Source organism: Nocardia sp. NPDC020380, from assembly GCF_044386975.1.
In the GTDB taxonomy this organism is placed as follows: Bacteria; Actinomycetota; Actinomycetes; order Mycobacteriales; family Mycobacteriaceae; genus Nocardia.
In genome coordinates, this window is sequence record NZ_JBIRVQ010000001.1 from 617,907 (window position 1) to 644,853 (window position 26,947).

The window sequence follows — 26,947 nt, forward strand, 5'->3', positions numbered from 1 at the left end:
GGGTCGGATCGGACTCTAATCAGTCACATGGAGCGGAAATCAGCCGCATACAGCCTAAGTGGCGCAGGTCACGGTACTGTCTCTGAGCTCCCGAAAGCCCTTGTCAATGCTACTCGCGGGTAGTTTGTTGACCACGTGCCAGGTAGGGCGCGCGAAGGCCGGAGAGTGCTGCGGTTACTACACTCTGTCGTCGAGAAAGCTCACCCGATCACCCGAAGCACAGTGAGCGGATTCCCGTACCTAACGTGATGAATATCACACCCGTGCGGCGAACCATGTCTGTCGCTTGCTGACCTGCAATCGTTTCGTTACCGTCGTTGCGTTCGATGTCACAACCCGGTCACGGCAGGAGGACGGCGAGCTTGACGCAGCACATCACTACGCAGGTAGAAAGCTGCTCCGCAGGACACTTGCCGACCCGCCGACACTCGTGCGGCCGGCGCCGATGAGCGACGGCCCGCTTCCCACCGGTCACCGCGCCCGGCACGGCCACCGCTATCGCGAGGACGCCGAGCAGTGGGGCGCCACCGCCGACTGGAATGCCACCACCCAGTGGCAGCCCGAGCCGCAGTGGTCCGACGAGGCCGCTCCCGGACCGCAGTGGTCCGGTACGAGCACGCCCGATGACGTCTGGTCCGCCGCCACCACGACCGTGAACGGCTGGGCCGCACCGAATCCGGACGTCTGGGCAGCGCAGTCCCGCTCCAACTGGGACAGCACCGCCGACCCCACCCCCTCCGGCGATTACACGCCGGTCTACAGCTTCCGCACCGCGGACGGCGATCGCATCCAGTTCTCCGGTGACGGCGCGCGCGTGGATCATCGTGCGGCGGAACCGGATCGCGCGGCGACGCCCGGCCCCGCGGTTCAGACTCCGGCGCGTGCCGGCGGCAAACGCCGCGCGGGTGGCACGCACCGACTACCGGCTCCGCCCTCCGCGCTGAAGGGCCGCGCCGCCGTGGTGGCGGTCGCCGCGGGCGCGGTGGTGGCGGCCGGGCAGGCCACCATCGAGGCGTCCGGGCATGCCGACGGCACCGAATACCAGGCTTCCAATCAGGTGCGGGAGGTGGCCGCCACACAACAGGTCGGCGCCGCCGACACCTCTTCCGGCGCACCGCAATTGGTGAATTCCGGCTCCCCGACGACGCTGGATCAGTTCAGCGACATCCTGCAGAAGGGCCAGAAGTTCGCGGCCGATCTGGCCAATGCCGAGGCCTCGAAGATGCGCCCGATGTGGACGAAGTTCGCACAGGGCACCTTCACCTCCGGTTTCGGTATCCGCTGGGGCGTCGCGCATCAGGGCGTCGATATCGCGGGCCCGATCGGCACCCCGATCGTCGCGGTGGCGGACGGCACCGTGCTGGAGGCCGGTCCCGCTTCGGGTTTCGGCATGTGGGTGCGCCTGCTGCACGACGACGGCACGGTCACCATCTACGGCCACATCGACACCGCAACGGTCTCCGCGGGCCAGCGCGTCCTGGCCGGCGACCAGATCGCCACCATCGGCAACCGCGGCTTCTCCACCGGCCCGCACTGCCATTTCGAGGTCTGGCAGCACGGCGTCGACAAGATCGACCCCCTCCCCTGGCTCGCCTCCCGCGGCATCTCCCTCGGCCCCGAACGCGACTGACGCCGGACCACAGCAACATTCGAGGGGCGCACCGTTTTCACGGTGCGCCCCTCGGCTTTTCACAGCGCCGGTGGTCGGTGCGATCGGCGCGTGGTCACGCGGTGGGTTCGGGGGCGAGCCGGCGGGCGGGGCCGTTGGCGGTGGTGAGGTAGTCGCGGACGTGGTGGAGGTCGGGGAGGACGCGGTGGGCGAGGCGGGTGGTTTCGGGGGTGGCGGGGACGAGGTCGGGGATGAGGAGGCAGCGGAGGTTGGCGGCGTGCGCGGCGCGCAGGCCGTTGGGTGAGTCTTCGCAGGCGAGAGTGTATTTGGGGGCGGCGCCGAGGGCGGCGGTCGCGGTGCGGTAGGGCTCGGGGTGGGGTTTGCCGTGGCGGACGTCCTGGCGGGTGACGATCACGTCGAAGCGGTCCAGCAGGCCGGCGGCGCGCAGGTGGTGGCGGGTGCGGTCGCGGCCGGAGGAGGTGGCGATGGCGTGCGGGATGCCGCGGCGGTCGAGGTCGTCGAGGAGTTCGGTGACACCGGGTTTGGTGGTGAGGCGGCCGGCGTCGACGAGCCGGGCGATGGTGGCCTCGTGGCGCGCGTAGAACTCGTCGAGCGGGAATTCCGGTCCGAAGGCGGCGACAGCGAGTTCCCGGCAACGGTCGGCGGGCATGCCGATCAGGCTGTGGCGGAACTCCTCCGGCAGCTCGTACCCGAGTTCGGCGCCGGACAGCGCCAGCGATTCGACGGCCAGGCGCTCGGAGTCGAGCAGCAGCCCGTCCATATCGAAAACGACTGCGCGCACGGGGGTTTCGGTGAGTGTCATGCGGCCTTCCCGGTGGGGTGTTCGAGCAGTCGCCGGCGGATCACGTCGGCGACATCGTCCTGGCTGAGTTCTACCAGTGCCGCGCCGACTTCCTGCTGCAACCGGTCCAGCTGCGGCAGCCGGCCGAAGATCTCGGTGCGCTGCAGGAAGGCGCGGGCGCGCCGGTAGGGGTCCGGAATGGCGGCGAGCGCCGCCAGCTCCTCCACCCGGGAGTCGATGACTTCCATGGTGGCGCCGCGGGTTCCGCACAGGTCGAACCAGCGGATCCAGGCGGCGATGAGCAGTACCGCGCCCGGTGTCGCCCGGCCCGCGGCGAGGTTCTCGCGCATGGCGTCGGTGACCCGCGGCATCATCTTGCCGGAGCCGTTGCGGCCGACGCGGGTCATATCGTGCCGGATGGCGGGGTTGCGGAAGCGGTGCAGCAGATCGTCCACGGTGCGCCGCAATTCGGGCTCCGGCAGGGTCAGCGTGGGCCCCTGCTCGTGCAGCATGAACTGCCGGGCGAGGGCGGCCAGTTCCGGATCCGCGCTGGCCTCGGCGACGGTGGCGTGCCCGGCGAGCGCGCCGAGGTAGGCGAGCAGCATGTGGGTTCCGTTGAGCAGCCGCAGTTTCGCGAGTTCGTGGTCGGTGACGTCGGCGACGAAGCGGGCGCCGGCCAGGTCCCAGCGCGGGCGCTCACCCTCGAAATCCTCGATGGTCCAGGTGAGGAACGGTTCGGCCGAGACGGGCGCGCGGTCGTCGATGCCGCCGAGCGAGTTGCGGGCGGCCGCCTCGTCGATGGCGGTGGCGGGCGCCACGATGCGGTCTACGACGCTGCACGGGAACTGCACATTGCGGGCGATCCAGTCGGCCAGCCGGTCGTCCCGCAGTGCGGCGAAATCGATTACCGCGCCGCGTAATTGGCGGCCGTTGGCGGAGAGGTTGTCACAGCTGATCACGACGGGCGGGTTGCCGCCGCGGCGGCGCACGGCCGCGAGCGCGCCCACCAGCATGCCGATGGCGGTGCAGGGTTTGGCGGCGCAGCGCAGGTCGTGCCGGACCGGGTCGCTGCCCGCGTCGAGCCGCCCGGTGTCGGGTGAGACGCAGTAGCCGCCGGTGGTGACGGTGAGGGTGACGATGCGCACCCGCGGATCGGCGATGCGCCGCATCACTCCGATCCGGTCGGTGGGTGCGTGCACGGCCGCGGTGATGGTGCCGACCACCTCGGCCCGGATCTCGCCGCCGTCGCGCAGCAGGGTGGTGTAGAGGTTGTCCTGCGCGCGCAGGCTGTGCACGATGTCGGGCCGGGACATGGCGACGGCCGCGATGCCCCAGCGCCGATCGCCGGTGGCGGCGATGGTGTGCTGGGTGACGAGGGCCTGGTGGGCGCGGTGGAAGGCGCCGCAACCGAGGTGCACGATGCCGGTGCCGAGGTTGCGCGGGGTGAAGGCGGGCCGGGTGACGGTGTGCGGCAACCCGGTCAGCGTGCCCACGCCGAGCCGTCGGGAATTCGGGGACGAAATCGCCGCTGCGGGAACAGGGTTGGTGAGTGAATTCGGAAAAGCGTGCATGGCAAAGCCTTCCACAGCATTCGGGAGAGACATTCGGGAGGGAATGTTCGAATGCGTCCGATCGACACTGAATCCGGCGCAGGCTTCCGAATCTAGAACACGATTTCCGAAATTTCGACACGAAACCGGACGGGAGGTTTGTATTTTGCGTTACTCGAACGCCACACGAGCCCGTAATCAATTCGTAAACGCGCACCTGGGCCGGGTCACAGCGCGGTCACAAGTCCCCTACCTGGGCAGACTTCGTGATACCGCTCACTGTTACCCAGCCCACGAATTTCGCCTCATTCGCGCACGGGAATTATCGATTTGATCGATCTGCTCGATTTATTTTCCGCCGTCGAGCACCGCGTGCAGCCGCTGCGCGAATTCCGCCGGCTTACCCGCATAGGGATTATCACCGCCGACGAATCCACCGTGATGACTCGGGAAGACCACCGGTTCGGCGCCGAGCAACGCCGCGGTGGCGATCGAGGTTCGGCCGGTGAGGACGCCGGTCGACTCCTCGCCGACCCCGATCACGATGCGCGTCGGCGCGGCGGTCAGCGCGGCCGCGTCGGGGCGATAGTCGGTGACGGCCCAGGAGAGCTCGGAGAGCAGCGGATCGTCGCGGGTCCCGTCGTCCTCGCCGGGCATGCCGAACATGGCGGGATCGGGCGTGCCCTGCGCGAAGAGCTCGTCGGTGATCTCACCCTGCGCGGACGACCAGACGATGAAGGCCGCCATACCCGCACCGGACCCCTTGGCCTGGTACGCGTCTCGCACCGCGGCGCGCGCATGCTCGTGGGCGGCGGCGTCGGGCAGCAGTTCGAACAGCGGCGGCTCGTGCGCCACCAGCGTGGTGACATCCTCCGGATGCGCGGTGACCAGCGCCAGCGAGGTGACCGCGCCGCCGCTGCTGGCGAAGATCTCGACCGCTCCGGCGCCGAGTTCGGCGATGAGGTCGTGCAGATCCCCGGCCTGCACCTCGGGGTTGTTATCGCTCCGGCCGTCCTTGCGCACACTGCGCCCGAGCCCGCGCGGGTCGTAGGTGACCACGGTGCGGTCGGGGAAGTGCGAGGCCAGGTCGCCGAAGCCGTCGGCGCACATGGGCTGGCCCACCATGAGCAGCGGTGGGCGGCCGTCGGCGGTGGGCAGCGGGCCCAGCACGTCGTAGACGAGATCGACTTCGGGTTTCCGGAGCGTGTGTGTAGTCATATCGGTATTGACTCCTTCCGTTCCGGAAACTCATCGGTCCGAATGATCGAAAGCAGCACCTTCGGGTCGGTGCCGCCTCGTCAGAGCTTCATCAAGGTACGGCTGTACTGCGGGATGAGCCGGATCTTGCCCGCGGTACCGAAATCGATTGTGACCGTGGCCAATGCGCCGAAACCCTCGGCGGCGACCACCCGGCCCAGCCCGTACTTGTCATCGCTGACCCGGTCGCCCACCGCGAGCACCAGCCCGCTGTTGTTGCGCTTGCCGCCGCCGCTCGCACCGGGTGCGGGCCGCCGCTCACCACGATCACGCAGACCGGGCCGCTGTTCGTTCCAGCCGTCGCCGCGCGTCCAATCCCGTTCCAGGCCGTCGTTCTCGCCGCGCCGCCGCATGCCGCGCTGCAGCTGCGAGGGCGCCGGTTCGAGCCGCCGCCAGTCCATGAGGTGGCCCGGAATCTCCTGCAGGAAGCGGGATTCCGGGTTGGACACCGGCTGTCCCCAGCCGGAGCGCACCACCGCGCGGGTGAGGTAGAGCCGCTTGCGCGCGCGGGTGATGCCCACGTAGGCGAGCCGGCGTTCCTCGGCCAGTTCGGTGGGATCACCGAGGGCACGCATGTGCGGGAACTGCCCGTCCTCCCAGCCGGTGACGAACACGACGGGGAATTCCAGCCCCTTGGCCGTGTGCAGGGTCATCAGGGTGACCACCCCGGACCCCTCGTCCGGAATCTGATCGGTATCAGCGACGAGCGAGACGCGTTCGAGGAACGCGGCCAGTGAGCCCGGTTCCGGTTCCCCCTCGGCGGCCTCGGGGACGAGCCCCTCGGCGCGGGCGGCCTCCACATTGTTGCGCGCCTCGGAGCTGAATTCCCGTGCGACGCTGACCAATTCGTTGAGGTTGTCGAGCCGCGCCCCGTCCTGCGGGTCGTCGGACATCTCGAGTTCGGTGCGGTAGCCGGTGCGGTCGAGCACGGCTTCGACGACACTGCCCACGTCAGGAAAGTCGAGATCCTCCTGCGCCCCGGCCGCGCGGATCTCCTCGAGCAGCTCCAGGAATCCGGCGATGGCACGTTGAGCACGAGTATTGAGCAGCGCCACCTTGCCGGCGGCGGCATCCCGGAGCGCTTGCGCGAAGCCGACATTCCGCTGGTCGGCGTGCACGGCGACGCAGGCTTCGGCGCGGTCGCCGATGCCGCGGCGCGGGGTGTTGAGGACGCGGCGCAGGCTCACCGCGTCGTCCGGGTTCTCCAGGACGCGCAGGTAGGCGACGATGTCGCGGACTTCCTTGCGCTCGTAGAAGCGGACGCCGCCGACCACCTTGTAGGGCAACCCCATCCGGATGAAGATCTCTTCCAGCGCCCGGGAGTTGTTGTTGGTGCGGTAGAAGACGGCGACGTCGTTGTAGTTGAAGTCGCCGCCGTCGATCAGCCGGTCGATCTCCTTGGCCACGAAGGAGGCTTCGTCGTGCTCGTTGTCGGCGACGTAGCCGACGATGAGTTCACCGTCGCCCTGATCGGTCCACAGCTTCTTGTCGCGGCGGTTCTCGTTGCGCGCGATGACGGCATTGGCGGCGGCCAGGATGTGCTGGGTGGAGCGGTAGTTCTGTTCCAGCAGAATGGTTTCCGCGTCGGGGAAGTCGCGTTCGAATTCCTCGATATTGCGGATGGTGGCGCCGCGGAAGGCGTAGATGGACTGGTCGGCGTCGCCGACGACGCAGAGTTCGGACGGCGGCACCCGGTCCTGGACGGCGGTGTCGTTCTCGTCCCACCCACCCCGATGATGGCCGACCAGTTCACGCACCAGGGTGTACTGCGCGTGGTTGGTGTCCTGGTATTCGTCGACCAGCACGTGCCGGAAGCGGCGCCGGTAGTACTCGGCCACCGCCGGGTGGTTCTGCAGCAGCGCAACGGTTTCGCCGATGAGGTCGTCGAAGTCGAGGGCATTGGCCGCGCGCAGCCGGCGCTGGTACTCGTCGTAGACCTTGGCGACCAGGCGCGGCATTTCGGCGTCCTCGGTCGCGGCGTCGGTGGCGGCCTGGTCCGGATCAATGAGTTCGTTCTTGAGGTTCGAGATGGCGGTGGCGAGCAGCCGCGGCGTGTACTTCTTGGCGTCGATGTCGAGATCGCGCCCGATCATGGCGAGCAGGCGGCGGGAGTCGTCGGCGTCGTAGATGGAGAAGTTGGTATTGAGTCCGCGCACCAGGGAGGCCTGGGTTCGCAAGATTCGCACACAACTGGAGTGGAAGGTGGACACCCACATGCCGGCGGCGCGCGGGCCGACGAGTCCGGCAACCCGCTCGCGCATTTCGGCGGCGGCCTTGTTGGTGAAGGTGATGGCGAGGATTTCGCCGGGGCGGACGCCGCGGGCGTCGAGTAGATACGCGATGCGGCGGGTCAGTACGGCCGTCTTTCCGGAGCCCGCACCGGCCACGATCAGCAGCGGAGAGCCCGTGTGCACCACCGCGGCGCGCTGTTGTGGATTCAACCCCTCGAGCAACCGCTCGGTCTTCTGCCCGTCCCGCGCCACCGTCGTATTCATCGCCCATCTACGCTACCGGCGAGCACCGACAAGTCGCAGCCCGGCCGCTCAGGTGTCCGATAAGCACCGATCCGGCGAACCTCCGGTGAACGAGTGTGACCCGCGAAGCTCAGGAAATTCTCAAACGATCTTGTTTTGCTCGGTGCACCCTGCATGGCAAACTGGGCCCATGACCGGCTTTCAGGTAACACTCTGCACCTGACGGCTCCTGTGGGGGGACAATGTATAGCTGAAGCATTGGAAGCCCGTGACCAACACATGTGGTCCACGAGCCGGCATGGCCTTATTTTCTTGGTTAGGAACCGATCGGTAACGAGTCGGGTTCGCCTGCCGATCGATGTTCGGGACCACGAGGAGAAAAAGTATGAGCATCTCGACGACGGGACAAACAGAGCCGGTGACCGGGCCGGACGCCGCCCTCCCCTCGGAGGCGGAGATCGAGAAGCTGCGTAAGGAGATCGACAAGCTCGATGCCGAGATCCTCGCCGCGATCAAGCGCCGCACCGAGGTTTCGCGAATGATCGGCCGGACCCGAATGGCCAATGGCGGACCCAAGCTGGTGCACTCCCGCGAGATGAAGGTGCTGGAGCGATTCAGTGAGCTGGGTCAGGAGGGTCACACCCTCGCCATGCTCCTGCTGCGTCTCGGCCGCGGGCGTCTCGGACACTGACGACAGCGCGGATCCCGCACGCGGATTCCGACAACTCTGACAACTCTCAGGGGCACACCCCCGAAACACTCAGGTTCGTGAAGTTCAGTAGTAGTTAACGCGCAGGCCCGCTCGGTGCGATAGACCGGGCGGTGCCGTGAAACGCGGCCCACTCAGACCAAGTGACATCTGTACGACCGTGGAAAGCCCGTGACCAAAACGGGTGGACGACGAGCCGGCATGATGTCCTTCCCCCAGGCCGCCCCGGGTGTCTTATACCCCCGGGGCGGTTCTTTCATTTCTGACGGATCCGCGCAGGTCAGGGCAGGGCGATGTACTTGGTGTTCAGGTACTCCTCGATGCCCTCGAAGCCGCCCTCGCGACCGAAGCCGGACTCCTTCACGCCGCCGAAAGGCGCTGCGGGATCGGAGATGACGCCGCGGTTGACGCCGACCATGCCGGTTTCCAGTCCCTCGGCAACTCGCAGCGCCCGGTCCAGGCTCTGCGTGTAAACGTATGCGACGAGCCCGAATTCGGTGTCGTTCGCGGCCGCCAGGCCCTCTTCCTCGGTCTCGAATCCGACGATCGGGGCAACCGGCCCGAAGACCTCCTCGCGCAGGATGCGGGCGTGCGCGGGGATCTCGGTGAGGACGGTGGCCGGGTAGAACCAGCCTGGTCCGCCGGGCGCCTTGCCGCCCAGCTTCACCTGTGCGCCCGCGGAGACGGCGTCCTCGACGAGTTCACTGACGGTATCGAGCTGGTTCTCGTTGATGAGCGGCCCGAGCGTGGTGTCCGAGTCGGTGCCGGGACCGAGCTTGTACTCGGCCATGGCCGCGGTGAGCTTGTCGGTGAATTCCTGGCGAACCGAGTTCTGCACATGGAAGCGGTTGGCCGCGGTGCACGCCTCGCCGCCGTTGCGCAGCTTGGCCAGCACCGCGCCCTGCACGGCGGCGTCGATATCGGCGTCGTCGAAGACCACGAAGGGCGCATTGCCGCCGAGTTCCATGGAGGTGCGCAGCAGGCCGTGCGCGGACTGCTCGACCAGCTTCTTACCGACCGGGGTGGACCCGGTGAAGGTGAGCTTGCGCAGCCGCGGATCGTTCAGCAGCGGCGCGGTGACGGCGCCGGACCGGCTGGTGGTGATGACCGACAGCACGCCGTCCGGGAGTCCGGCCTCGCTGCACAGCTGGGCGAGCAGCAGCATGGTGAGCGGGGTTTCGCCGGCGGGCTTCACGATCATGGTGCAGCCGGCGGCGAGCGCGGGCCCGATCTTGCGAGTTCCCATGGCCAGCGGGAAGTTCCACGGGGTGATGGCCAGGCAGGGGCCGACGGGCTGCTTGTGCACGAGGATGCGCCCGGTGCCGGCGGGCGCGGGCTGGTAGCGGCCGTGGATGCGGACGGCTTCCTCGCTGAACCAGCGGAAGAACTCGGCGCCGTACCGCACCTCGTTGCGGGATTCGGGCAGGGCCTTACCCATTTCGAGGGTCATGAGCAGCGCGAACTCCTCGGTCCGCGCGGTGATGGCCTCGAAGACGGCGCGCAGGATCTCGCCGCGCTGCCGGGCGGGGGTCGCGGCCCAGCCGGCCTGTGCCGCCGCGGCGGCGTCGAGGGCGCGAACCGCGTCCTCCGGACTGGCGTCGGCGACATTGGCCAGGGTCTCCCCATTGGCCGGATTGAGCACCGGGAAGGTCTTGCGGCCGCTCGCGTCGACCGGTCCGCCGATCCATAGTTGCGTGGGAATGGACGTCAGTAATTGGGCTTCGGACACCATGCCATCAGCCTAGATCCACATGAAAGGTTCGCGGCCGTCTCGATTCTGGACTGAGTGGAGCGGGGGAGCGAAGCGGAGGAGCGGAAGGAGGGAAGAATCGAGACTTCAGGGCCGCGAACCCGCCCGGAGCGAAGCGGAGGGCAGAAAAAGACAGTAACCTCGGTTTTCGTGAGCAGCGACATCACCGCGACGGCGGCCTGGCGGAAACTGCACGACCACCATGCGTCCCTGGCGGGACGCCACTTGCGCGAGTTCTTCGCGGAGGATCCCGAGCGCGGACGCGAGCTGACGGTTCAGGTGGCAGATCTGCACATCGACTACTCGAAGCATCGGGTGACGCGCGAGACCCTCGATCTGCTGGTCGAATTGGCGCATACGGCCGAGGTCGAGCAGCGCCGCGACGCCATGTTCGCGGGCGAGCACATCAATACCTCCGAGGATCGGGCGGTCGGCCATCCGTGGCTGCGCCTGCCCGCGGGCGGCAGTCTGACCGTGGACGGTCAGGCCGTGGACACCGATGTGCACGAGGTGTTGCGCCGCATGGGCGAGTTCACCGATGCGCTGCGCTCGGGTGCCTGGCGCGGTGCGACGGGTGAGCGCATCACGACGGTGGTGAACATCGGCATCGGCGGTTCGGATCTGGGTCCGGCCATGGTGACGCTGGCGCTGCGGCATTACGCGGATGCGGGGATCTCGGCACGCTTCGTGTCGAATGTCGATCCGGCGGACCTGGTTTCGAAGCTGGACGGCCTGGATCCGGCGTCGACGCTGTTCATCGTCGCCTCCAAGACCTTCTCCACGCTGGAGACCCTGACCAATGCGACGGCGGCCCGGCGCTGGCTGGTGGCCGCGCTCGGCGAGGACGCTGTCGCAAAGCATTTCGTGGCGGTGTCCACGAACGCGCAGCGGGTGTCGGACTTCGGGATCGATACCGCGAACATGTTCGGCTTCTGGGATTGGGTGGGCGGCCGCTACTCGGTGGATTCGGCCATCGGCCTGTCGGTGATGGCGGTGATCGGCAAGGCCGGTTTCGCCGAGTTCCTGGATGGAATGCACCGGGTGGACGAGCATTTCAAGTCGACGCCGCTGAGTGAGAACGGTCCGGCACTGCTGGGCCTGCTGGGCGTCTGGTACTCGAACTTCTTCGGCGCGCAGTCGCGGGCGGTGCTGCCGTATTCCAATGACCTGGCGCGTTTTCCGGCGTACCTGCAGCAGCTGACCATGGAGTCGAACGGGAAATCCGTGCGCGCGGACGGCACCCCGGTGTCGACCAGCACGGGTGAGATCTTCTGGGGCGAGCCGGGCACGAACGGCCAGCACGCCTTCTATCAGCTGCTGCATCAGGGCACCCGGCTGGTGCCGGCGGATTTCATCGGATTCGCCCGGCCCACCGACGATCTGCCCACCATCGACGGCACCGGCAGCATGCACGACATCCTGATGTCGAACCTGTTCGCGCAGACCAAGGTGCTGGCGTTCGGCAAGACCGCCGAGGAGATCGCGGCGGAGGGCACGGACCCGAAGGTGGTGCCGCACAAGGTGATGCCGGGCAACCGGCCGACCACGGCGATCCTGGCGCAGCAGCTGACGCCGTCGGTGCTGGGTCAGCTGATCGCCCTGTACGAGCACATCGTCTTCACCGAAGGCGCGATCTGGGGCATCGACAGTTTCGACCAGTGGGGTGTGGAGCTCGGCAAGCAGCAGGCTCTGGCTTTGGCGCCGCTGCTGACGTCGGCGGAAGATCCGGCCCCGCAGTCGGATTCCTCCACCGACGCCTTGATCCGCTGGTACCGCGGCAACCGCCGCTGAGCGGCACGCCCGAACTCATGCCGCCGCACCCGTTCAGGGTGCGGCGGCTCGTCTTTCACCGGGTGTGCCGTGACAGCGCCTCGTACGCACGGATGGCGTCCTCGGGGAAGACCAGGATCTTGAAGCTGTCCCGGAGATTGCGCCAGCGATGGATACGCACGCGACCCATGGTGGCCCGGACACCGTACGTGCGCAGCAGATTTCGCACTTCGCGAGCCGAACGCGCGTCATAGACGGTGGCGGCCGCCACCAGTAGGCCGAAGTCGTCCTCGTGCCGTGTCGCGACTTTCATGAGCGGCTCCCCGTGTCCTGCCGGTCCTTCAACATCTCGAGCTGCGCCTGCTCCTCGTGATGATGCTGTGCGGCAAGCATGTCACGTTCGGCCTCGGGATCGGCGCGCAGGAAGCTGCCGAGCCCCGGTTTACCGGCCGCGCCGAGCTTGCTCATCTTCTTCGGTACCGGCGCCCCTTGGTATTCCGAGGAGCCGAGCAGCTGGTGCACCTCGATGTATTCGCCGTGCGGCAGCCGCTTGATGATCCCGGTTTCGATGCCGTGCTCCAGCACCGCCCGGTCACTGCGCTGCAGGCCGAGGCAGAACCGGTAGGTCACGAAGTAGGCCAGCGGCGGCGCGAGCAGCGCGGCGATGCGGAACAGCCAGGTGGTGGCGTTGAGCGAGACATCGAACTTCAAGGCGATGATGTCGTTCAGGCAGGCCGCGGTCAGCACCAGGAAGAACATGATGGCCATGGCCCCGAGGGCGGTGCGCACCGGCACGTCCCGCGGCCGTTGCAGCAGATTGTGGTGGGCGTGATCCTTGGTGAGCCGCTTCTCGATCCACGGGTAGACGGGGATCACCACCAGCACCAGCCCCATCACCACGGCCACCCAGAAGGGTGCGGGAATGGTGTAGTTGCCGAGGTAGAGCTCCCAGGGCGGCATGAGCCGGGCCAGTCCGTCGGTCCACATCATGTAGAAGTCGGGCTGTGAGCCGGCCGAGATCTGGGCCGGGTTGTAGGGCCCCAGGTTCCAGATGGGATTGATCTGGAACAGCCCGCCCATGAGCGCGATCACGGCCAGGGTGAAGGCGAAGAACGCCCCCTGGTCCAGGGAGAACACCGGAATGATGCGCGCCCCCACCACATTCTTCTCGGTGCGGGCGGGACCCGGGTACTGGGTGTGCTTCTGGTACCAGACCTGCGCGATGTGCGTGGCCACCAACGCGATCAGAATGCCGGGGATCAGCAGCACGTGGGCGATGAAGAACCGCGGGATGATCGCGTTGCCGGGGAAGTCGCCGCCGAACATCAGCCAGTCCAGCCAGGTGCCGATGACCGGAACCGACAGGGTGATGCCGTTGAACGCGGCTCGCAGTCCGGTGCCGGAGAGCAGGTCGTCGGGCAGCGAGTACCCGAAGAAGCCCTCGAACATGGACAGGATGAACATGAGCGAGCCGACCACCCAGGTGCCCTCGCGGGGCCGGCGGAAGGCGCCGGTGAAGAACACCCGGCACATGTGCACGATCATCGACGCCATGAAAAGCAGTGCGGCCCAATGGTGTACCTGCCGCACGAACAGTCCGCCGCGCACTTCGAAGGAGATGTCGAGCGAGCTGCGGTAGGCCGCGGACATCTGCACACCGCGCAGCGGCTGATACGCGCCGTTGTAGGTGACCTCGGTCATGGACGGGTCGTAGTACAGGGTCAGGTAGACACCGGACAGCAGCAGGATGACGAAGCTGTACAGCGCGATCTCACCGAGCAGGAACGACCAGTGCGTCGGGAAGACCTTGTTGATGGAGCGTTTGATGAAGGCCGCCGCCTGATACCGCTCGTCGGCGGCGTCGGCCTGGGCGGCGACCGTGCTCATCTGGCGCCGCCGGTGCATCGAATCGGATAGCGGAACATGGTGATCCTCCTGTCGATCCGGAGCCGTCGTGGGCCCGCTGCCCATGAGACGCGGTAGCGGGCCGGATTGTGACGTCCCGGCGGAGTGATCCACGTCGCATCGCGGTGACCGGCGCTAGTGGGCGATGACCAGGCCCAGCGAGGCGATGGCGAAGCCGAGGAAGGCGAGCGGGAACGCGATATTGAACAGCACCCGCTTGCGGATGTGGAACGCGACGGCGAGCACGAAGAAGAGGGTGAGCCCGGCGGCCGCGGCAATGCCGAGCGGCCGCCAGCCCGCGAGTCCGGCGATCAGTCCCAGCGCGCCCGCCCCCTTGCACACGCCGAGGAACGGCAGCATGGATTCGGGCAGGCCCATGGCGCCGATATTCTGCCGCACGAACTTCGCGCGCACCAGATTGGCCACCGCCTCGAAGACATTGGCCGCGATGGTGATCGCGGTGACGACGATGAAGGCGACGTACATCTGCCCGACTCCGATCCGTTGCTGCGCGGCGGTGCCGCCGCTGAGTTCAGGCTCGTCGAATCGGAATCAGGTGGCCAATACCTGCTGTCATAACCGATGGTTATGGCAACAGGTCGCTGAGTGCCTCGTCGAGGGTCGGGTAGCGGAACCGGAATCCGGCCGCCCGCAGCACCTCCGAGGTGGCGTGCCGCCCGGTCAGGCCCAGCGCCGGATCGGTGCGCAGGAAGACGGCGCCGATGGTGAGCGCCGGTGCGGGTGTGGGCGGCGCCCACGGCCGATGCAGCTGCCGGCGCAGTCCGGCCATGAGGTCGCGGTTGCGGACCGGGAAATCGGTTGCCGCGACAATGATTCCGTCCGGCAGCGTCACGGTGGCGTCCAGGCCGAGCGCGGCGCGGACGATGGCCAGCCAGTCGTCGAGGTGGATCCAGCTGAACCACTGGCGGCCGTTGCCGACGCTGCCGCCCAGCCCGGCCTTGGTCAGTCCGGCCAGCCGTTTCATGGCCGGCGCGTCCCGATCGAGCACTATGGAGGTGCGCAGGATGGTCCGGTGCGCGGCATTGGCGCCTTCGAACGCCCGCTCCCAGGGCGCGGCCACCCCGGTCATCTGCGGCAGGCCCGGTTCGGGCAGCGGAGTGGTTTCGGTGCAACGGATTTCGCCCGCGTCGGCCCAGATGGCGGTGGTGCTGGCCTGCACCCAGTAGTCGATGGGCCGGTCCAGGGTCTTCGACGCTTCGACGAGCGCGCGGGTGGAATCGACGCGGCTGCGCCGCAATTCGGCGACATTGCGGTCGGTGGGCCGGCAGTCGACCAGCTTGCCCGCCAGATTGATCAGCGCGGTACGACCCGGATTCCGTAGCGCCGCAACCCACTCCCCGACGGTGCGGCCGTCCCATTCGTATTGTTCGTAGGGCAGTTCGGCTGCCTTGCGTCGGGTGATGACGCGCACCAGATGCCCGCGGCAGGTCAGATCGGCGGCGATATTGCGGCCGAGCGCGCCTGTGCCACCGGCGATCACGGCGGTGAGCGCATCCTCCGCCGGTCGCAATCCGGCCAGCAGCGCCAGCCGCGCGAACGCGGTCCTGGTGTCCGTGAGCAGCAGATCCCCCACCACCTTGCGCATGGCCGGAGCCGACGCGCCGCTGAAGGTGAGGCTCTGCGCGAGTTCGGTGCCGCCGTCGCGCGGGGTGAGGGTCCACCGCATACGCATGGTGCCCACGGGTTCGGGCTGTTCGATGGTGAGTTCGCGGTCCGGCACGAAGGTGGCGAGCACGAACGGTTTCGCGAACCGCCCGTGCACCGCCTCGTTGGCTCGTCCGCGCGGCATATAGTCGCCGGTCACGCCTACGGCGGGCGCGTCGTGCAGGATGACCGAGGTGACGGCCGGGTTCCATTCCGGCCAGCGCCGCGGATCGCCGAGGACGCTCCACACCTGGTGCGGCGGTAGTGCGATCCACTGGGTGTACGTCGTTGTACGAGGCATACCCAGACGCTATGCCTGCGAGGTAGGGGCGGGAAACGTGGCCTTGATCGCACGCGAGGCACCCGGCCTTCGATCAGTCCCGCTTCTCGATCCCGGGTGAATCTCGCATTGATCCCGCTCCGACTTCCACGCGAGGATTCCCTTGGGGGAGCGCGATATCGATGTCGCCGTCCGGTGAGTTCCACAGAAGAGAGCACGACATGTCCGAGAAGATCCGTGTAGAAGGCACCATCACGGTGCACAAGTACGAACCCGTCGCCTACGAGGAACCGGCCGAGGGCCCGGTGCTGACCCGAATTCATGTGGAGGAGAGCTTCTCCGGCGGTATCGAGGGCGAGGGCGTCGTCGAATTCCTGCAGTCGTCGAGCGCGGACGGCAGCGCGAGCTTCGTCGGTATCGAGCGCGTCAACGGCACGCTGGGCGGCAAGACCGGCACCTTCCTGCTGCAGGATCAGGGCAGTGTGGCCGACAAGATCGTCACCGGTGAGTGGTTCGTGGTGCCGGGTTCGGGCACGGCCGACCTGGCCGGACTGCGCGGCACGGGCGGCTTCCGCGCGAATCTCGGTGAGAACGCGGAGATCTGGCTCGAATACTGGTTCGAGTGATACCGGCCGGCACCGGCAAGGGCGCGGTGGAGCAGTTCACCCACATCCTGGCCAAGGAGTTCGGCCCGCGCGGCATCACCGTGAACGCGGTGAGTCCGGGCGCCACCGAGACCGAGACCTACCGCATCGGCAAGAGCCCGGAGTTCCTCGCCGGCCTGGAGGCCCTGAGCGCCTTCGGGCGACTGGGCCGGCCCAGCGAGATCGCCGCCGTCGTGGCGTTTCTCGCCAGTGCTGCGGCCAATTGGGTTACGGCCCAGAACATCCGGGTCAATGGCGGTACCGCCTTCTAGGCAGCGCTAGGCCCAGATCTCGCCGATCGGCGTGAGTGTGGTGGGGGCGGGTTCCGGTACCGGCGGCGTACTCCGCGAGAAGCGCGGTGCGGGCGCGGGCTGGAGCACGCCGCCCACTTCCACCAGTGAGCCACGGGCGAGCAGGTGCTCGTCGGTGGCGGCGTCGGTCCAGGTCCGGATGGGCGTCACGCACGCGTCCACGCCGTCGAACAGGGCGGCCCATTCGTCCTGCGTCTTCGTGGCGAAGCGTGCGGTGAAGGTCTTGCGCAGCACGTCCTGTCCGGCCCGATCCATTTGGTGCGGAAGGCTTTCCGGGTCGAGTTCCAGTACGCGCAGCAGTTCGGCGTAGAACTGCGGTTCGAAGGCGCCGACGGCGAGGAACTTGTCGTCGGCCGTGCGGTAGGTGTCGTACCAGGCCATTCCGGTGTCGAGCAGGTTGGTGCCGCGCTCGTCGGACCAGACGCCGGCCTGGTGCAGGCTCCAGATCGAATGTGCCAGTGTCAGTGCGCCGTCCACCATGGCGGCGTCCACGATCTGGCCCGCGCCGGAGCGTTCCCGCTCGTACAGGGCCGCGAGGATGCCGAGCACCAGGAAGACCGAACCGCCGCCGTAGTCGCCGAGCAGGTTGATGGGCGGCAGTGGCCGTTCGCCCTTGCGCCCGATGCCGTTGAGCGCGCCGGTGAGCCCGATGTAGTTGATGTCGTGGCCGGCCTGCTGTGCGCGCGGCCCGTCCTGACCCCAGCCGGTCATGCGCCCGTAGATGAGGCGCGGATTGCGCGCCTGTGCCGCATCGGGTCCGAGCCCGAGGCGTTCGGCGACACCCGGCCGGAAGCCCTCGATGAGGACATCCGCCTTCTCGACCAGTGCGAGCACCGCGGTCACGTCGTCCGGATTCTTGAAGTCGGCCTGCACGATGGTGCGCCCGCGCAGTTGCGGCGCCATCGGCCCGATCGCGGACCCGTCGCCCGCGCGTTGCACGCGCACCACGTCGGCGCCCAGGTCGGCGAGCATCATGCCCGCATGCGGCCCGGGGCCGATGCTCGCCAGTTCGATGATCCGGACCCCGTCCAGCGGACCCTTGCCAGTCACGTGCACCCCTTCGGTTATCGGGCGGATAACCAAGAGTGAAACATGTTCCAGATTTCGCTGCCACCCGTTGCGCGGACTGCCCACCTAGGCTGTGCACATGGCCGAAACGACGCTGCCGCGGATCGGAGCGCCCGCCACCCGGGCCCTCGCCGCCGCGGGCTACCGCCACCTCGAGCAGCTCGCCGGGGTGCCCGAGCACGAACTCCTGGCCCTGCACGGGCTGGGCCCCAAGGCAATCGGCATCCTCCGCCAGGCCCTCACCGCCCAGGGCCTCGACCTCGGCTGACCCGCACCGCGGCGGGGCAGCCGGATCGGGCCGGAATTCAGTGCACGTACGCGCGCCGCAGGATGGCCTCGGTGTCGACGCCGGCCGGCAGGGTGCCGAAGGCGATGCCCCAGTCGCCGCCGAAGCGGGTGGCGCAGAAGGCATCCGCGATGGCCGGGTGACCGTGGCGCACCAGTTGCGCGCCCTGCAGCACCAGCGCCATCAGTTCCACCACGCGCCGCGTCCGGTATTCGATATCGGACAGGTCGGTGAGTTCCTTGCCGAGGCGATCGATGGCGGTATCGAGGTGATTGTTCCCGCCACGCGCGAGGGACACCTCGTTGAAGAACGCCTCCACCGTCTCGGGCTGACGGCCCATGGCGCGCAACGCGTCCAGCGCCGCCACATTGCCGGAGCCTTCCCAGATGGACATGAGCGGCGCCTCCCGGTACAGCCGCGGCATGCCCGACTCCTCGACATAACCGTTGCCGCCCAGGCATTCCAGCGCCTCGGCCGCGTGCGCGGGCGCCCGCTTGCACACCCAGTACTTGGTGACGGCCAGCGCGATGCGGCGCAGCGCCGCCTCGGCGGGATCGGTGCCGGCGCGATCGGTGGCGCCCGCCAGCCGCATCATGACGGTAGTGGCGGCATCGGATTCGATCACCAGGTCCGCCAGCACATTCCGCATGGCGGGCTGGTCGATCAGGTGCTTGCCGAACACCGATCGATGCCGGGCGTGGTGGGTGGCGAACACGACGCCCGCCCGCATGCCGGTGGCCGAGCCGATCACACAGTCCAGGCGGGTCATATTGACCATCTCGATGATGGTCTTCACGCCCGCGCCCTCCACGCCGACCAGCCAGCCGGTGGCGTTCTCGTACTCGATCTCGGAGGAGGCATTGGACTTGTTGCCCAGCTTGTCCTTCAGCCGCTGCAGCCGCAGCGGGTTGCGGGAGCCGTCGGGCAGTACCCGCGGCAGCAGGAAACAGGACAGGCCGCCGGGCGCCTGCGCCAGCGTGAGGAACATGTCCGACATGGGCGCGGAAGTGAACCACTTGTGGCCCACGATGCGGTACGTGCCGTCGGATTGCGGTGTGGCCGTGGTGGTATTGGCGCGGACGTCGGAGCCGCCCTGCTTCTCGGTCATGGACATGCCCGCGATGAGACCGGACTTCGAGGACGGTTCGCGCAGCCCGTAGTCGTAGACGCGGGAGGCCAGCAGCGGCTCGAAACGCGCGGACAGTTCCGGATTGTGGCGCAGCGCGGGCACCACCGCGTAGGTCATGGAGATCGGGCACATGTGCCCGGCGTCGGCGATGCCCCAGGTGTAGAACTTGGCGGCGCGGGCGGTGTGCGCGCCCGGGCGGTCGTCGGTCCAGGGCGAGCCGTGCAGGCCGTGCTCGACCGCCACGGTCATGAGATCGTGCCAGTACGGGTGGAATTCGACCTCGTCGATGCGATTGCCGTAGCGGTCGTGGGTGTGCAGGACGGGCGGGTTCTCATTGGCCACCCGGCCCCATTCCTGCGCCGCGAAACCGCCTGCGAGCACGCCGAGTTCGCGCACCTCGGCCTCGGCCCAGCCGGCGCCCTCGCGATGCAGGCCCTCGATCAGCGCGGGGTTGCGGGAATTGTCGAAGGGCACGATGTCCGGGACCTGGTTGAACACTTCATGCGTGGGCATTTGAGGGGACTCCTATTCCTGGCCCTGCGGTTCCTGCGGTCGGCCCTGGTGGTCCTGGGGGACACCGAGCGCCCGCAGTGCGAATGCGACGAGTTCGGGCATGACCGATTCGCTCTCCAGCTCCTCGGCGAGCGGTCCGACCAGCACCTCGCCGATGGCCCCGACCAGGGCGGTGGCGGAGGTGCGCGGATCCTGCGGCGGCAGTTGCCCGGTGGCGACGCCCTCGGCCACCGCGGCCTCGAAGGTTTCGGCGAAGGCCCGCCGGAAGCGCAGGCGTTCGGCGTCAACGGCGGTATCCACCGGTTCGGCCAGCAGCACGTACGCGAGTTTCGGATTCTTGAGCGCGCGCCCGGCGAAGGTTTCGACGGCGGCGGTGACGCGTTCCCTGGCGAGTCTGGCCGAGCCGGCGGCTTCTCCGGCCTCTGCGACGGCCGCGACCTCGCGGGTGACAACCTCCCGAAAAACAGCGGCCACCAGTTCGGATTTGCCGCTGAAGCTCTTGTAGACGGTGCCGGTGGCTACGCCGGCCTCGGCGGCGACGGCGGCCATGGACAGTCCGGAGAAGCCGTCGCGGGAAAGTACGGTCATGGCGGCCCGCACGATCGATCCCGCCTGGGCGTCCAGGCGGGCTTGCACGGCGGGGGTTCGGCGGTATGCCACCCAAGAAGTGAACCACTCATTCATTTCTTGACGCAAGCCCACCCGTCGCCCACCACCACCCTCAACGGAGACTCTTCGAGTCGCTTCCCCTATTCCATTTACGGCGTATGGTCTGTGCCGTGACCGTCAGAGTCGAACGCAACGGCCCAGTGACCACCGTGATCCTCCACCGCCCAGAGGCACGCAATGCGGTCGACGGCCCCACCGCCGCCGAACTGGCCGCCGCCTTCCGCGAATTCGACGCCGACCCCACCGCCTCGGTCGCCGTGCTGTGGGGCGACGGCGGCACCTTCTGCGCCGGCGCCGACCTGAAAGCCCTTGGCACCGAACGCTCCAACAAGGTCACCGAAGAGGGCGACGGCCCCATGGGCCCCACCCGCATGCGCCTGTCCAAACCGGTGATCGCCGCCGTCTCCGGCTATGCCGTGGCGGGCGGCCTGGAGCTCGCGCTGTGGTGTGATCTGCGAGTCGCCGAGCAGGACAGCACCTTCGGCGTCTTCTGCCGGCGCTGGGGCGTCCCGCTCATCGACGGCGGCACGCTGCGGCTGCCGCGCATCATCGGCACCGGGCGCGCCATGGATCTGATTCTCACCGGGCGTGCGGTGGGCGCGGCCGAGGCGCTGCAGATCGGCCTGGTGAACCGGGTGGTCCCGCCCGGTGAATCCCGGCGCGCCGCAGAGGAACTCGCGCGCGAATTGTCCGCTCTGCCGCAAACCTGCCTGCGCTCCGATCGCATGTCGGTGCTGGAACAGGATGGAATGGACGAAACCGCCGCTCTCGCCAATGAACTCCAGCACGGCATGAAGGCGCTCCTGGACGGGGCCCTCGACGGGGCGCAGCGCTTCGCCTCCGGAGCCGGCCGCCACGGCACCCGTGCCTGATATGCGCGAGTCCCCCGCGCGCCGATGACGGAGCGGGCGAAGCCGTCCGGATATCCGGCAACAGATGTCGGTACCGCTCGGTACGCTAGCCGTTCGATGAATCGGCTCAGCGTGGTGGATGAGATCTTCCTGCGGGCGCACCGGGGCTTGGGCACCCCGATCGCCCTGCAGGGACTCTGGCGTACCGCCGAACCGGTGCATCCGGCGCTGCTCTGGCGTGTCCACGAGGAATTGCGCACGGGACCGCTCGGCCGCCGCGTGGTGCGCTCGCACGTGCCCGGCGCCCGGCCGCGCTGGCAGCCGAACGCGCAGGCCCACCCCTTCACCATGACCGATCAGCCCATTCCGACTGCCACCCTGCTGGATTGGGCCGACCGGCAGGGCGCGGACCTGAATCCGGAAGAGGGCCCCGGCTGGCGACTGTCCGCCGCCCGGCTCGACGACGGCGGCTGTGTGGTGACGCTGACCTGCTCGCACGCCCTCGCCGACGGGCGCGCCCTGACCCTGGCCGTCGATCACGCCCTCACCGGTACGCCGCTGGCGGCGCCCATTGCGGAACAATCGGATTGGGCCGACGCCCGCAAACAGTGGGGCACCGTGCTCGGCGGCACCGCCCGCGCGCTGCGCCGCGGCATCCCGCGCCGCCCGGAACGCCCGGCGGATCGGAAAGCGCTGTCGGCGACCATCACCCGCGCCGTCCCCGTCTTCGTGCCCTCCCCCATCGGTCCGGGAGCTGCGAAGACGGATCAGAAGACGGTCAAGCGCAGACCGGACACCCTCACCCCCGGCGCGGTGCTGCAGTTCCCGGCCCGCGAATGGAATCGGGTGGCCGTCGAGCACGGCGGCACGGCCAACAGCCTTTTCGTGCATCTGGTCGCGACCATGCTGTGGGACAGCGGTTTCCGCGCCGACACCATTGCCGCCAGCCTGCCCGTCGACACCCGCGACGAACCGCGCGTGGACAACGATATGGCCATGACCGAGATCGCCATCGCCCGCGACGACGATCCGGCCACCATCCGCCGCAAGGCGCGTAAGGCCTACGAACACCGCATGACCAGTCCGGGCGGCATCCCGGAGGAACTGCTGCAGGTGATCCCGGATCGGCTGGCCTTCGCGCTCGCCAAGGGCGCGGGCGAACGAGACATCCTGTGCTCCAATATCGGAACGCTGCCCGATTCGCTGCTCACCATCGGCCCGCATCCGTGCACCGGGGTGGCGGCCCGCGCCATCCATCCGGGCCTGCGCCCGGACCGCCTGCCCCGCACCCGCCTGTCCGCTTATCTGGCCCGCATCGCCGACAGCTATACGCTCTCGCTGGTCGGCCTGGACCCGGACACCATCCCGAGTTCCGCCGCCCTCATCGAACTGGCGACCGGGGCGATGACCCGGATCGGCCTGACCGCGACGGCCTGGTGACCGGCTAGCGCACCGTCGCGGGCGTCTCGAAGCGCGCCCGGACGTGTTCGGGCACTTCGATTCCCGGCGCGAGATCCGCGGACGAGATTGCGGCCTCGAAGGATTGCCGCAGCGGCAGGACGCCCGCCCATACCCCGGGCGCGGTGAGATCGGATTCGTCGTCCCGGGGATCGCCGGTGCGCACCTTCACCGAGGCCTCGGTGAGATCCAGCGCCAGCACCATGGTCGCCGCCATCTCCTTCTTGCTGGGCGAGCGCACCGCATCCCAGGCGCCGGGCGCGAGGTGTTCCACGATCACCCGCAGCCCGTGCATGCGCTCGGCCTCATCGGTGAGTTCCACCGGGCGCGCGTGGATCACGGCCGACCGGTAGTTCATGGAGAAGTGCATGGCCGACCGCGCGTACACGATGCCGTCCACGTGCGTCACCGCCACCGACACCGGACTCGTCATGGCGGCCCGCAGGTTTCCCGCACCCGTCGAACCGTGCAGATACAGCGTGTCGCCCTCGCGTCCGTACGTGGTCGGAATGACCACCGGCGCACCCCCCAGCACCACGCCCAGGTGGCAGATCATCCCGCTGTCCAGCACGGCATCCAGCTCCGCGCGATCGGCCTGCGCCCGCTCCTTGGAACGGGTCACGGTGCTGCGCGGAGTGGGTGACAAGGGGGTCCGGTTCGATACTGCCTCGCTCATGAGACCAGCTTCGCGGCAGAAATGGCATTCCTGAATAGCCAATTCCACGCAAGATCGAAGGACCACTTCCGGGAACCTATGCAGCCGAAGTGGCATGCTGACAAGACCGATGCCACCCACCGAGGAAGGTCCACTTCGATTGCGACGACCAACCCGACCCGCCGCACCCGGCACCGCACCTCGCCCGGCGGCGGGGCAGCATGTCGCGGTCGAGGATCTGCCGCTGAGTCTCGATCGGGCGGCCGGGGTGCCCCTGGCCGTGCAATTGGCGGACGGATTGCGGAGTGCGGCCACGGCGGGCGCCTTGCGCGGCGGGGATCGGCTGCCGTCCTCGCGGGAACTGGCGAATCGGCTCGGAGTCAGCCGGACCGTCGTCACCGCCGCCTATGACCAGTTGCATGCCGAAGGGTGGCTGAGCGGAAAGCACGGATCGGGCACCTATCTGACCGCTTCGCCGCAGCCGGTGGCCGAGCAGGCGACCACGGATGAACGCGGCGATCCGGCGGACGGCCTGCTGGACCTGGCCGCCGGCGCGCCCTCGATCGAGGCGCTGGATCCGGCGGCGTGGCGGCGGGCGTGGCGCGCGGCGTCCGATCGGATTCCGCTGGTGCGCAAGGATCGTCGCGGGGAGCCGGATTATCGGGCGGCGGTGGCCGAGCATCTGCTGCGGCATCGCGGGCTCGGGGCGAGCAGTTCGAGTGTGGTGCTGGCGACCGCCGGAACCAGTTCGGCCGTGGCGGAACTCGCGGCGGCGCTGTTCGCGCCGGGGGATGTGGTGGCCATCGAGGATCCCGGTTATGCGCGAGCCATGGGTGCACTGCAGGCCGCCCGGGTGGAGTTGGTGCCGGTCCCGGTCGATGCCGAGGGGCTGCGGGTGGAGCTGATTCCGGAGCTGGCGAAGGCCGTGTATTGCACGCCCGCGCACCAGTTTCCGCTGGGTGCGCGACTGCCCGCGGCCCGGCGGGTGGCGCTGGTGGAATTCGCGCGGCGGACCGGCGCGCTCATTCTCGAGGACGACTACGACGGCGAATTGCGTTACGACACCGCGCCTTTGCCACTGCTCGCCACGCTCGCGCCGGATCTGGTGGTGCATCTGGGCACCACCAGCAAGATCCTGTCCCCCAGCCTCGGCGTGGGCTGGCTGGTCGCCGCGCCCGCCGTGGCCGAGTCCGTACTCGCCTATCGGGAACTGACCGGCACCGGTCCCGCGCCCGCCGGGCAGCAGGTGGTGTCGGAGCTGGCCCGGCACGGTGACCTGTCCCGGCATCTGCGCCGGCTGCGCCGCGAGATGCCGTCCCGCCGCGCGCTGGTGATGGCGGAACTGCACGGCCACGGGCTGACCGTGCTCGGCGACGACGCCGGCTCGCATGTGGTGGTCCCACTGGCCTCCGCCGCCGCGGAGGATCGGGTGGTCGCCGAGGCACGCGCGGTAGGCCTGCGACTGGACGGTCTGGGCCGCTATCACCTGGGCCCGCGCCACACCTTCGGCATCGCCATCGGCTACGCGGCACTTTCCCGCGCCGACCTGCCGCGAGCCCTCTCGTTGGCGGGCCCGATCCTCGCCCGGGCGACGGCGTTCGCCGGCGGCTGAACCGGCAGGACAAACCACGGCACAAACCGGGCAGGGTCGTAGAGTGGACCCGGTGAGGAATGCGGGCCGGCAACCGGCCCGCTCCGACTACGAGAGTGGAGATTCCATGAGCGAACAGGACATCCTCGGCCGCATCAAGGACCTGGTGGATCGCGAGCACGAACTCCGCTCCCAGGCCACCAAGGGCGAGGTCGACCCGGAGACCGAGCGCCGCCAGCTCGCCGAACTCGAGGTCATGCTGGACCAGTGCTGGGACCTGCTGCGCCAGCGCCGCGCCCGCATCGACCAGGGCCGCAACCCCGAAGAGGCCGAAGCCTCCTCCGCCCGCCAGGTCGAGGGCTACCTGCAGTAGCCGATTGGCCGTCTCGGTCTGCCTTGGAGACGGCCAACGCCGCTACTCTCTTTGAATGGTGGCAACGACAGACATCACGACCGCTGACGGTACGGTTCGCGGTCTCCGGGGCCGCCGCGTATCTCGCTGGCGGTCCATTCCTTTTGCTGCGCCTCCGGTCGGCGAGCTGAGATTCCGGGCGCCGCAACCCGTGCAGCCGTGGCACGGGGTGCGGGATGCGACCCAATTCGGTTTCGCCGCAATGCAGCATCGCAATGGCGCCCGCATCGGCCCGCGCACCCAGCAGCCGACCGGCGAGGATTGCCTGACCCTGAATGTCACGGTCCCGAACGAACCGGCGGCGGGCCCGCGCCCGGTGATGGTGTTCATTCACGGTGGTGGCTACTTCATCGGAACCTCCGCGCTGGGACTGTATGCCGGATCCCGGCTGGCGGTGCGCGGCGATGTGATCGTGGTGTCGATCAACTACCGGCTGGGCGCCTTCGGCTATGTCGATTTCAGCGAATACTCCACGCCCGCAAACACTTTCGACTCCAACCTCGGCCTGCGCGATCAGGTGGCGGCCCTGGAGTGGGTGCAGCGCAATATCGCCGCCTTCGGTGGCGATCCGGGCAATGTCACCATCTTCGGCGAATCCGCCGGTGCGCATGCCGTTCTCGCCCTGTTCGCGACGCCCGCGGCGGCGGGATTGTTCCATCGCGGCATCTCGCAGAGCCCGCCCGCCGACTGGGCCTCCTCCCCCGCCGATGCGAAACTTTTCGCGCAGCGCTGTGTGGCCGAGCTGGGCGCGACCGCCGAAACCGCGGCCGAGCGGCTGCGCACGGCCTCCGCCAATGACATTCGCCGAGCGGTGGATCGCGCCATCAACCGGATCCTGCACGATCAGCCCGGCCTGTTCCCGGGCGCACCGCTGGTGGACGGCGAGTATCTGCCGTTGTCTCCCCTCGACGCGTTCGCGAGCGGGGCCGCGCATCGGGTGCCGCTCATCATCGGCACCAATCAGGACGAGGCGACCCTCTTCACCCGCTTCGACGACACCCTCCCGACCACGCCCGAGCGGATTCATTGGCTGCTGCGGCAGTCGGACGCGGAGGCCGAATCCCGGGTCACCGCCGCCTATCCCGGCTATCCGAGTCCCAAGGCGGCGGTCCGTGTAGGCGGTGACTTCACCTTCTGGCGGCCGTCGCTGCGGGTCATGGAATCACACAGCCGGTATGCACCCACCTACGCCTACCGGTTCGACTTCGCCCCGCGCGCAATCCAATTGGCGGGTTTCGGCGCCACCCATGCCCTGGATCTGCTGCCGGTCTTCGGCGCCACCGATACCTCCCTCGGGCGCGCCATGACCATCGCCGGTGGCCAGCGCGGCCTGCGCTCGGTGACCAGGCAGTTCATGGACAACTGGCTGGCGTTCGCGCGCACGGGCAGCCCGCTCCCGTCCTGGCCCGCCTATACCGAGGACCGCCGGGCGACCCTGATCATCGACTACCCGCCGCATGTGGCGTACGACCCCGACAAGACCAAGCGTCTCGCCTGGCAGGGGGTGCGCATTCCCGCGCTGACCTGAGCCGGGCGATCCACCGAAACGTGATATACGTCACCATTCGGGTAATTCGTGCTGCCTATCA

Annotated in this window: 24 protein-coding genes; 11 read left to right on the top strand and 13 right to left on the bottom strand. The window is 68.5% G+C overall.

Annotation, left to right across the window (positions count from 1 at the left end; all coding sequences use genetic code 11):
* The first annotated feature begins 445 nt into the window (after positions 1-445).
* Entirely contained in the window at positions 446-1,630 is a 1,185-nt protein-coding gene (locus ACH438_RS02925) for a M23 family metallopeptidase (protein WP_397000457.1), read from the top strand.
* A 94-nt stretch (positions 1,631-1,724) separates the two neighbouring features.
* Here the strand turns inward: ACH438_RS02925 and ACH438_RS02930 are convergent, their stop codons facing one another.
* The 4 genes from ACH438_RS02930 to pcrA all read right to left on the bottom strand — a co-directional run bounded on the left by ACH438_RS02930 (position 1,725) and on the right by pcrA (position 7,713).
* Positions 1,725-2,432 (bottom strand): HAD family hydrolase, encoded by a 708-nt coding sequence (locus ACH438_RS02930; protein ID WP_397000459.1) that lies wholly within the window; start codon positions 2,430-2,432, stop codon positions 1,725-1,727.
* Positions 2,429-3,982 (bottom strand): mannitol dehydrogenase family protein, encoded by a 1,554-nt coding sequence (locus ACH438_RS02935; RefSeq protein ID WP_397000461.1) that lies wholly within the window; start codon positions 3,980-3,982, stop codon positions 2,429-2,431. Before ACH438_RS02935 ends, ACH438_RS02930 begins: the two co-directional genes overlap by 4 nt.
* A gap of 327 nt (positions 3,983-4,309) precedes the next feature.
* Positions 4,310-5,179, bottom strand: a complete 870-nt coding sequence (locus ACH438_RS02940; protein ID WP_397000463.1) for an alpha/beta fold hydrolase — start codon at positions 5,177-5,179, stop codon at positions 4,310-4,312.
* Between the two features lie 80 nt (positions 5,180-5,259).
* Entirely contained in the window at positions 5,260-7,713 is a 2,454-nt protein-coding gene (pcrA, locus tag ACH438_RS02945; protein WP_397000465.1) for a DNA helicase PcrA, read from the bottom strand.
* A 364-nt stretch (positions 7,714-8,077) separates the two neighbouring features.
* On the opposite strand from pcrA, the gene ACH438_RS02950 reads away from it, so the two are divergent.
* Positions 8,078-8,383: a chorismate mutase gene (locus tag ACH438_RS02950; RefSeq protein ID WP_397000467.1), complete on the top strand. Its 306-nt coding sequence runs from the start codon at positions 8,078-8,080 to the stop codon at positions 8,381-8,383.
* 298 nt (positions 8,384-8,681) lie between these two features.
* Here the strand turns inward: ACH438_RS02950 and ACH438_RS02955 are convergent, their stop codons facing one another.
* The gene (locus ACH438_RS02955; RefSeq protein WP_397000469.1) at positions 8,682-10,133 is read right to left on the bottom strand and encodes an NAD-dependent succinate-semialdehyde dehydrogenase; all 1,452 of its coding nucleotides are present in this window, start codon (positions 10,131-10,133) and stop codon (positions 8,682-8,684) included.
* 168 nt (positions 10,134-10,301) lie between these two features.
* Here ACH438_RS02955 and pgi point away from each other — a divergent pair, with 168 nt between their 5' ends.
* Positions 10,302-11,942, top strand: coding sequence for a glucose-6-phosphate isomerase (gene pgi, locus ACH438_RS02960; protein ID WP_397000471.1), 1,641 nt, complete (start codon positions 10,302-10,304; stop codon positions 11,940-11,942).
* A gap of 55 nt (positions 11,943-11,997) precedes the next feature.
* On the opposite strand, the gene ACH438_RS02965 is transcribed toward pgi, so the two are convergent.
* From ACH438_RS02965 to ACH438_RS02980, 4 genes are all read right to left on the bottom strand, one after another.
* On the bottom strand, positions 11,998-12,234 hold the full coding sequence (locus tag ACH438_RS02965) for a hypothetical protein (protein ID WP_397000473.1): 237 nt from the start codon (positions 12,232-12,234) through the stop codon (positions 11,998-12,000).
* Positions 12,231-13,808, bottom strand: a complete 1,578-nt coding sequence (locus ACH438_RS02970) for a cytochrome bc complex cytochrome b subunit (RefSeq protein ID WP_397000475.1) — start codon at positions 13,806-13,808, stop codon at positions 12,231-12,233. Before ACH438_RS02970 ends, ACH438_RS02965 begins: the two co-directional genes overlap by 4 nt.
* Before the next feature lie 153 nt (positions 13,809-13,961).
* A complete protein-coding gene (locus tag ACH438_RS02975) occupies positions 13,962-14,312 on the bottom strand; it encodes a DoxX family protein (RefSeq protein ID WP_397000477.1) in 351 nt (116 codons plus the stop codon).
* Positions 14,313-14,412: 100 nt separating this feature from the next.
* Positions 14,413-15,792: a DUF1731 domain-containing protein gene (locus ACH438_RS02980; RefSeq protein WP_397000479.1), complete on the bottom strand. Its 1,380-nt coding sequence runs from the start codon at positions 15,790-15,792 to the stop codon at positions 14,413-14,415.
* Between the two features lie 200 nt (positions 15,793-15,992).
* On the opposite strand from ACH438_RS02980, the gene ACH438_RS02985 reads away from it, so the two are divergent.
* Positions 15,993-16,397, top strand: a complete 405-nt coding sequence (locus ACH438_RS02985; RefSeq protein WP_397000481.1) for a DUF3224 domain-containing protein — start codon at positions 15,993-15,995, stop codon at positions 16,395-16,397.
* Positions 16,394-16,687, top strand: a complete 294-nt coding sequence (locus ACH438_RS02990) for an SDR family oxidoreductase (protein WP_397000483.1) — start codon at positions 16,394-16,396, stop codon at positions 16,685-16,687. Before ACH438_RS02985 ends, ACH438_RS02990 begins: the two co-directional genes overlap by 4 nt.
* 6 nt (positions 16,688-16,693) lie before the next feature.
* On the opposite strand, the gene ACH438_RS02995 is transcribed toward ACH438_RS02990, so the two are convergent.
* On the bottom strand, positions 16,694-17,776 hold the full coding sequence (locus ACH438_RS02995; RefSeq protein WP_397000485.1) for a CaiB/BaiF CoA transferase family protein: 1,083 nt from the start codon (positions 17,774-17,776) through the stop codon (positions 16,694-16,696).
* Between the two features lie 97 nt (positions 17,777-17,873).
* On the opposite strand from ACH438_RS02995, the gene ACH438_RS03000 reads away from it, so the two are divergent.
* The gene (locus tag ACH438_RS03000) at positions 17,874-18,062 is read left to right on the top strand and encodes a DNA-binding protein (RefSeq protein WP_397000487.1); all 189 of its coding nucleotides are present in this window, start codon (positions 17,874-17,876) and stop codon (positions 18,060-18,062) included.
* 37 nt (positions 18,063-18,099) lie between these two features.
* On the opposite strand, the gene ACH438_RS03005 is transcribed toward ACH438_RS03000, so the two are convergent.
* Positions 18,100-19,722, bottom strand: coding sequence for an acyl-CoA dehydrogenase family protein (locus ACH438_RS03005; protein WP_397000489.1), 1,623 nt, complete (start codon positions 19,720-19,722; stop codon positions 18,100-18,102).
* 12 nt (positions 19,723-19,734) lie between these two features.
* Positions 19,735-20,382, bottom strand: a complete 648-nt coding sequence (locus ACH438_RS03010) for a TetR/AcrR family transcriptional regulator (RefSeq protein WP_397000491.1) — start codon at positions 20,380-20,382, stop codon at positions 19,735-19,737.
* Positions 20,383-20,489: 107 nt separating this feature from the next.
* Here ACH438_RS03010 and ACH438_RS03015 point away from each other — a divergent pair, with 107 nt between their 5' ends.
* Positions 20,490-21,263, top strand: coding sequence for a crotonase/enoyl-CoA hydratase family protein (locus ACH438_RS03015; protein WP_397000493.1), 774 nt, complete (start codon positions 20,490-20,492; stop codon positions 21,261-21,263).
* 96 nt (positions 21,264-21,359) lie between these two features.
* The gene (locus ACH438_RS03020) at positions 21,360-22,682 is read left to right on the top strand and encodes a hypothetical protein (RefSeq protein WP_397000495.1); all 1,323 of its coding nucleotides are present in this window, start codon (positions 21,360-21,362) and stop codon (positions 22,680-22,682) included.
* Positions 22,683-22,686: 4 nt separating this feature from the next.
* On the opposite strand, the gene ACH438_RS03025 is transcribed toward ACH438_RS03020, so the two are convergent.
* Entirely contained in the window at positions 22,687-23,376 is a 690-nt protein-coding gene (locus ACH438_RS03025) for a pyridoxamine 5'-phosphate oxidase family protein (protein ID WP_397000497.1), read from the bottom strand.
* Positions 23,377-23,515: 139 nt separating this feature from the next.
* Here ACH438_RS03025 and ACH438_RS03030 point away from each other — a divergent pair, with 139 nt between their 5' ends.
* From ACH438_RS03030 to ACH438_RS03040, 3 genes are all read left to right on the top strand, one after another.
* A complete protein-coding gene (locus tag ACH438_RS03030) occupies positions 23,516-24,967 on the top strand; it encodes a PLP-dependent aminotransferase family protein (RefSeq protein WP_397000499.1) in 1,452 nt (483 codons plus the stop codon).
* A 106-nt stretch (positions 24,968-25,073) separates the two neighbouring features.
* On the top strand, positions 25,074-25,319 hold the full coding sequence (locus tag ACH438_RS03035; RefSeq protein WP_397000759.1) for a DUF2630 family protein: 246 nt from the start codon (positions 25,074-25,076) through the stop codon (positions 25,317-25,319).
* A gap of 55 nt (positions 25,320-25,374) precedes the next feature.
* Complete coding sequence (locus ACH438_RS03040; RefSeq protein WP_397000501.1) at positions 25,375-26,886, top strand: carboxylesterase/lipase family protein; 1,512 nt, start codon at positions 25,375-25,377, stop codon at positions 26,884-26,886.
* Positions 26,887-26,947: the final 61 nt, after the last annotated feature.

Excerpts from the sequence above, each read along its gene's own strand:
- ACH438_RS02925 (WP_397000457.1), top strand. The coding sequence starts at position 446 with ATGAGCGACGGCCCGCTTCCCACCGGTCACCGCGCCCGGCACGGCCAC.
- ACH438_RS02930 (WP_397000459.1), bottom strand. The coding sequence starts at position 2,432 with ATGACACTCACCGAAACCCCCGTGCGCGCAGTCGTTTTCGATATGGAC.
- ACH438_RS02935 (WP_397000461.1), bottom strand. The coding sequence starts at position 3,982 with ATGCACGCTTTTCCGAATTCACTCACCAACCCTGTTCCCGCAGCGGCG.
- ACH438_RS02940 (WP_397000463.1), bottom strand. The coding sequence starts at position 5,179 with ATGACTACACACACGCTCCGGAAACCCGAAGTCGATCTCGTCTACGAC.
- pcrA (WP_397000465.1), bottom strand. The coding sequence starts at position 7,713 with ATGAATACGACGGTGGCGCGGGACGGGCAGAAGACCGAGCGGTTGCTC.
- ACH438_RS02950 (WP_397000467.1), top strand. The coding sequence starts at position 8,078 with ATGAGCATCTCGACGACGGGACAAACAGAGCCGGTGACCGGGCCGGAC.
- ACH438_RS02955 (WP_397000469.1), bottom strand. The coding sequence starts at position 10,133 with ATGGTGTCCGAAGCCCAATTACTGACGTCCATTCCCACGCAACTATGG.
- ACH438_RS02965 (WP_397000473.1), bottom strand. The coding sequence starts at position 12,234 with ATGAAAGTCGCGACACGGCACGAGGACGACTTCGGCCTACTGGTGGCG.
- ACH438_RS02970 (WP_397000475.1), bottom strand. The coding sequence starts at position 13,808 with ATGAGCACGGTCGCCGCCCAGGCCGACGCCGCCGACGAGCGGTATCAG.
- ACH438_RS02975 (WP_397000477.1), bottom strand. The coding sequence starts at position 14,312 with ATGTACGTCGCCTTCATCGTCGTCACCGCGATCACCATCGCGGCCAAT.
- ACH438_RS02980 (WP_397000479.1), bottom strand. The coding sequence starts at position 15,792 with ATGCCTCGTACAACGACGTACACCCAGTGGATCGCACTACCGCCGCAC.
- ACH438_RS02985 (WP_397000481.1), top strand. The coding sequence starts at position 15,993 with ATGTCCGAGAAGATCCGTGTAGAAGGCACCATCACGGTGCACAAGTAC.
- ACH438_RS03000 (WP_397000487.1), top strand. The coding sequence starts at position 17,874 with ATGGCCGAAACGACGCTGCCGCGGATCGGAGCGCCCGCCACCCGGGCC.
- ACH438_RS03005 (WP_397000489.1), bottom strand. The coding sequence starts at position 19,722 with ATGCCCACGCATGAAGTGTTCAACCAGGTCCCGGACATCGTGCCCTTC.
- ACH438_RS03015 (WP_397000493.1), top strand. The coding sequence starts at position 20,490 with ATGGTCTGTGCCGTGACCGTCAGAGTCGAACGCAACGGCCCAGTGACC.
- ACH438_RS03020 (WP_397000495.1), top strand. The coding sequence starts at position 21,360 with ATGAATCGGCTCAGCGTGGTGGATGAGATCTTCCTGCGGGCGCACCGG.
- ACH438_RS03025 (WP_397000497.1), bottom strand. The coding sequence starts at position 23,376 with ATGAGCGAGGCAGTATCGAACCGGACCCCCTTGTCACCCACTCCGCGC.
- ACH438_RS03035 (WP_397000759.1), top strand. The coding sequence starts at position 25,074 with ATGAGCGAACAGGACATCCTCGGCCGCATCAAGGACCTGGTGGATCGC.
- ACH438_RS03040 (WP_397000501.1), top strand. The coding sequence starts at position 25,375 with ATGGTGGCAACGACAGACATCACGACCGCTGACGGTACGGTTCGCGGT.